Source organism: Streptomyces mayteni, assembly GCF_054783955.1.
Genome location: NZ_BAAGPR010000214.1, coordinates 1 through 5,445, shown reverse-complemented (window position 1 = coordinate 5,445; position 5,445 = coordinate 1). Strand labels below are relative to the sequence as shown.

General features: G+C 72.4%; 4 protein-coding genes. 2 read left to right on the top strand and 2 right to left on the bottom strand.

What is annotated here, in order from left to right; genetic code table 11:
• Positions 1 to 212: 212 nt before the first annotated feature.
• Positions 213 to 1,883 (bottom strand): ATP-binding SpoIIE family protein phosphatase, encoded by a 1,671-nt coding sequence (locus ACYVPE_RS39100; protein WP_461038609.1) that lies wholly within the window; start codon positions 1,881 to 1,883, stop codon positions 213 to 215.
• 150 nt (positions 1,884 to 2,033) lie between these two features.
• Positions 2,034 to 3,392, bottom strand: coding sequence for an NAD(P)/FAD-dependent oxidoreductase (locus ACYVPE_RS39095; RefSeq protein ID WP_461038608.1), 1,359 nt, complete (start codon positions 3,390 to 3,392; stop codon positions 2,034 to 2,036).
• Between the two features lie 274 nt (positions 3,393 to 3,666).
• Here ACYVPE_RS39095 and ACYVPE_RS39090 point away from each other — a divergent pair, with 274 nt between their 5' ends.
• Together ACYVPE_RS39090 and ACYVPE_RS39085 are read left to right on the top strand one after the other, a co-directional pair.
• On the top strand, positions 3,667 to 4,392 hold the full coding sequence (locus tag ACYVPE_RS39090; RefSeq protein ID WP_461038607.1) for a TetR/AcrR family transcriptional regulator: 726 nt from the start codon (positions 3,667 to 3,669) through the stop codon (positions 4,390 to 4,392).
• A gap of 104 nt (positions 4,393 to 4,496) precedes the next feature.
• Positions 4,497 to 5,445: sigma-70 family RNA polymerase sigma factor (locus tag ACYVPE_RS39085; protein ID WP_461038606.1), on the top strand; the 949-nt coding region annotated here is incomplete at its 3' end.

Below are 5,445 nucleotides of genomic sequence, written 5' to 3'. Positions count from 1 at the left end.
TTCGGTTCCCTCTCGGGTTCCTCCGGGCTTCCCTTCGGTGTGTCCACTACTTTAGAACCAACCCCCGCCGAATTCCAAATCCGGCCCCGGAGAAGCTATTTCAGGCAAGCCAAAACAGACCCTCGCGGGCAGAGCGTTCAAGAAGTGGATTTGCGCCCTTCACGAGCGCTTGGGCTACGTTACGCCCTCACCCCAACGGCGTCAACTCGGGTTCAACCGGCCTGGGGGAGCGCGAACTCGGCCCACACCGCCTTGCCGCCCTCGGGCAGCCGGCGGGCGCCCCACTCGGCGGCGATGGTGGCCACCACGGCGATTCCACGCCCCGCCTCGTCGGCCGGCGCGGCCTGTTGGCGGCGCGGCAGGTGCTCGTCGCCGTCCGTCACCTCGACGATCAGCCGGCGGTCGGTGCGTCGCAGCCGAAGGCCCATCGGGGCGCGGCCGTGTTTGAGGGAGTTGGCGACCAGCTCGCTGGCGGCCAGCACGCCAAGCTCACGCAGTTCCTCGGGGAACCGCCAGCTGGCCAGCACCCCGTCCGCGAAGGCGCGGGCGCGCGGGGCCGCCTCGATCCCGCCGAGCAGGTCGAGGGCGGCGCCCCTGAACAGGTCGGCCTCCTCGCCCTCCCGCTCGGGGCAGGACAGCACCAGGACGGCGACGTCGTCGTCGTGTTCCTCGGTGATGCCCAGGGTGCGCAGCAGCCGGCCGCAGATGATCTCCGGGCCACCGCCGCGGCCACTCCCGGTGAGGGCGCGCTCCAGGGCGTCGATGCCCTCGTCGATGTCGGCGTCCCGGCGCTCCACCAGGCCGTCGGTGTAGAGGACGGCGTTGGCGCCGGGGCCGAACGGGACGCTGCCCGAGGCGTGGATCCAGCCGCCGGTGCCGAGCGGCGGCCCGGTCGGCTCGGTGGCCCGGGTGATGGTGCCGTCCCGCTCCTGGATGAGGATCGGCAGGTGGCCCGCCGATGCGTAGGTGAGAGTGCCCTCGTTCGGGTCGTAGACGGCGTAGACGCAGGTGGCGATCTGGCTCGGGTCGATGTCGGCGGCGAGGCCGTCGAGGAGCTGGATGACCTCGTGCGGCGGCAGGTCGAGGCGGGCGTAGGCGCGCACGGCGGTGCGCAGCTGGCCCATGATCGCCGCGGCGCGCATGCCGCGGCCCATCACGTCGCCGATGACGACCGCGGTGCGGCCGGCGCCGAGGGTGATCACGTCGTACCAGTCGCCGCCGACCGCCGCGTCGATGCCGCCCGGCTGGTAGGTGGCGGCGGCCGTGAGGTCGTCAGGCTGCTCGAGCTCCTGGGGGAGCAGGCTGTGCTGGAGGGTGACGGCGGCGGCGCGCTGTTGGCTCTCGCTCTCGCGCAGCCGCTCGGCCGAGACCACCTGGTCGGTGACGTCGGAGGCGAAGACCAGCACGCCGCGGGCCGCCGGTCCCTCGGGGGTGGCGAGCTGGACCGGGGTGCAGGTGAAGGTGAAGTAGCTGTCGCGGCCGCGGCCCGGGACGCGCCGTGACTTGAGGGTGCGCGGAGTGCCGCTGCGTCGCACCTGGTCCATGAGGGGGAGCAGGCCGAGCTCGACCAGCTCGGTGAGCGATTCGCGGGCCGGCTGGCCGGGGGTCCGGCGGCCGAAGCGGGCGGCGTACGCCTCGTTCACGTAGGCGACGCGGTGGTCGCCGCCCTGGACAACGGCCACCGGGGCCGGGACCTGGCCGAGCAGTTCGTGGACGGCGAGGGCGTCGACGCCGTGGCCGGGGCCCGGCCTGCCGTGGGGGGCGGTGCTCTGCTGCTCGCCGCGGGCGGCCGGTACGCCGCCGGTGGAGCCGGTCTCGGTTCCGGTGGGGGCGTGGCGCCGCTGTGTTCCGGGCAGCCGGATACCCCAGCGCGTCAAATTCACAGCGTTCCGATCCGAATCGTTCTGCTCGTTCTGCTCTGTGCGTTCCGTGGTGTACGTGTGCGGGTGCGTGCGTTCGTGGGTCTCTGTACGTCGTCGTGTTCTACAGGGCGCTGAGCGGCAGCCCACCCATGGTCACATGCGGGCGGCGGATCAGGTGCCCTCGGGGTGGCGCCCGGTGCCCGCGGCGAGCTCGAACTCGGCTCGCGGGTGTTCCAGGGAGCCGAGTGAGACGATCTCACGTTTGAACAGTCCCGCAAGGGTCCATTCGGCGAGCACGCGCGCCTTGCGGTTGGTGGTGGGGACGCGGCTGAGGTGGTAGACGCGGTGCACGAGCCACGCCGGGTAGCCCTTGAGGCTTCGCCCGTAGATCCAGGCGACGCCCTTGTGCAGGCCGAGCGAGGCCACGGATCCGGCGTAGCGGTGACGGTAGTCGGTGGGGGGCTTGCCGCGCAGGCGGGCGACGAGGTTCTCGGCGAGGCGGCGGGCCTGGCGGACGGCGTACTGGGCGTTGGGCGAGCAGGTGGCGCCCGGTTCGGCCGCGGTGAGGTCGGGGACGGCGGCGGCGTCGCCCGCGGACCAGACGTGGTCGACGCCCTCGACGCTGAGGGCGGCGGTGCAGCGGACCCGGCCGCGCTCGTCGAGGGGGACGCCGAACTCGCGGAGCACGGGGTTGGGCTTGGCGCCGGCGGTCCAGACGAGGGTGCGGGTGGGGTGGCGGGTGCCGTCGCTGAGGGTGGCGACGCGGTCCTCGCAGGATTCCAGGCGGGTGCCGAGGCGCACGTCGATGTTGCGGCCGCGCAGCTCGCGCAGGGCGTGGACGCCCATCTGCTCACCCACCTCGGGGAGGATCCTGTCGGTTGCCTCGACCAGGATCCACTTCTGCTCGTCCGGCCGGATGTTGTGGTAGTAACGGCACGCGAAACGTCCCATGTCCTCCAGCTCGGCGAGGGCCTCCACGCCCGCGTAGCCGCCTCCGACGAAGACGAAGGTGAGGGCGGCGTCCCGGATCGCGGTGTCGCGGGTCGAGGAGGCGATGTCGAGTTGTTCGAGGACGTGGTTGCGCAGGCCGATGGCCTCCTCGACGGCCTTGAAGCCGATGCCGTGCTCGGCGAGCCCGGGGATGGGAAGTGTGCGCGAGATGGAACCGGGGGCGACGACGAGTTCGTCGTAGGTCAATCGGAGTGGTTCTCCGTCGGACTCCTGCGCGGCGAGCGTGCGCACGGTGACGGTGCGGCGCGCGGGGTCGACGGCGATGGCCTCTCCGGGGACAAAGCGGCAGCTGGCGAGTACTCGACGCAGGGGAACGACGACGTGTCGTGGGGAGATCGAGCCGGCGGCCGCTTCGGGAAGGAAGGGCTGGTAGGTCATGTACGGCTCGGGGCTGACCATGGTGATCACGACGTCGCCGCGCCTGAGCTCGCGTCGGAGCCTGCGCTGGAGGCGATGCGCGGTGTAGAGACCGACATAGCCCCCACCGATCACGACGATGTGCGCGGGTTGCTTCGTCACCCGTCCATGAGGCACCCGGGGGCACGCTTTTGTCCACAGGTCGGACGGGGTCCTGCTCCGTTCGGGGGCCGGGGGCGCGTGGGGCGCGCTTCCTCCGGTCCTCGGTCCGTTGCGTTTGTCTGGCTTCTTCGGCTTATGGGGCGTCTTGGCGCTGTAGGGGGCTCTTCGGGGCTCTTGGGGCTGCTTGCTCCTTCCTCGGTGTCAGTGCCCTCAACTATGTTCGTACTCACAGTCAGGGGCGGTCACTCCGTCCCTTGAACCGGGGGATTTCGAAATGCCAATGCAGGGATCCGAGGCGCCGGAGGCGGCGAGCTCCGAGGGGAAGTCGGCGCCGCTGCGGGTGGATGCCCAGCGCAATCTGCGGCATGTCCTGAGCGCGGCGCGGGATGTGTTCGGCGAGCAGGGCTACGGGGCGCCGATGGAGGAGGTGGCCCGGCGGGCCCGGGTCGGCGTGGGCACGGTGTACCGGCGGTTCCCCAACAAGGAGGCGTTGGTCAGGTACATCGCCGAGGAGGAGACGCAGCGGTTGACGGCCAGGGCGCGGGAGGCGCTGGCCAGGGACGACGAGCCGTGGGGGGCGTTGGCCGGGTTCGTGCAGCGGTCGGCGGCGGCGGGCGCGGGGCGGCTGTTGCCGCCCGAGTTGTTGACGGCCAGCGCGCCGGCCAGCGCGTCGGTCGGGTCCCCGGCCGGTGGCATGGCCGGTGGCTCGGCCGGGGAGCCGGTGCTCGGCGAGCGGGTGCCGCAGCAGCGGTGCCCTGACGAGCAGTTGCGGCACGTCACCGCAGGCACCCTGGAACTGCTGTCGGCGGTGGGGCAGTTGGTGGAGCGGACGCGGGCGGCCGGGGAGTTGCGGGCCGATGTCACGGTGGCCGACCTGATGTTGGTGATAGCCACCACGCCGCCGCGCATCGAGGACCCGGCGCGGCAGTCGGCCGCCGCTGAGCGGCTGTTGGAGATACTGCTCCAGGGCCTGCGGGCCGATCGCGTGTGGGAGCGGTGACCCACGGACGAGTGGTTCTCGGGTAAGTCCGGCTGAACGGCGCGTTTCCTGTGGCACCCTGAGCGCTGTTCGCTGACACCACTGTAAATACGAGGGCTTGCCGCATGGTCGTTGAGGGGCAGGACGACGATTCCAAGGTTCCACGGCAGCGTCTGGAGAGTGCGAACAAGGAGTCGTCGGCGTCGGCCGATCTCGCGCTGGTCGATCGGATGCGCCGGGGTGATCCGGGGGCGTACGACGAGTTGTACCGGCGCCACTCGGGTGCGGTGCGCCGGTACGCGCGCACCTGTTGCCGGGACGCGGACACGGCTGACGACCTGGCCAACGAGGTGTTCACGGCCACCCTGCAGGCGGTGCGGCGCGGGGCCGGCCCCGACACGGCGGTGCGGGCCTATCTGCTGACCTCGGTGCGGCGGGTCGCGGCCGACTGGGCGCGTACCGCCAGGCGGGAGCAACTGGTCGAGGACTTCGCGGCGTTCGCGGTGTCGGCGGCGGCGACGCAGTCGACGGGTGGGGCGGCGCTGGCGGTCGCCGCGGACGTGCGGGCCATGCGGGAGGCCGAGGAGTCCATGGCGGTGCGGGCGTTCCGCAGCCTGCCGGAGCGCTGGCAGACGGTGCTCTGGCACACGGCCGTCGAGGACGCGTCGCCGCGTGACGTGGCGCCGCTGCTCGGGCTGACCCCCAACGCCACGGCGGTGCTGGCGCACCGGGCCAGGGAGGGTTTGAAGCAGGCGTACCTCCAGGCGCACGTGAGCCGGGCGTTGACGGACGGCGGGGAGTGCGCGCGCTTCGCGGACCGGCTAGGCGCCTACGCCAGGGGCGGCCTGCGGACCCGCGCCGAGCGGGGCTTGCGGAAGCACCTGGAGGAGTGCGCGCGGTGCGCGGTGGCGGCCTCCGAGGTGCGGGACCTGAACGATCACATCCGCCTGGTGCTGCCGATCGCGGTGATCGGCTGGTTCGCGGCTGACTCCTCGCTCAAGGGTGCCGGGCTGTGGCTCGGCGCGGCGGGGGCCGGCGCCACGGCCGGTTCCGCGGCCGCGGCCGGCGGCGCCG

Excerpts from the sequence above, each read along its gene's own strand:
- ACYVPE_RS39090 (WP_461038607.1), top strand. The coding sequence starts at position 3,667 with ATGCCAATGCAGGGATCCGAGGCGCCGGAGGCGGCGAGCTCCGAGGGG.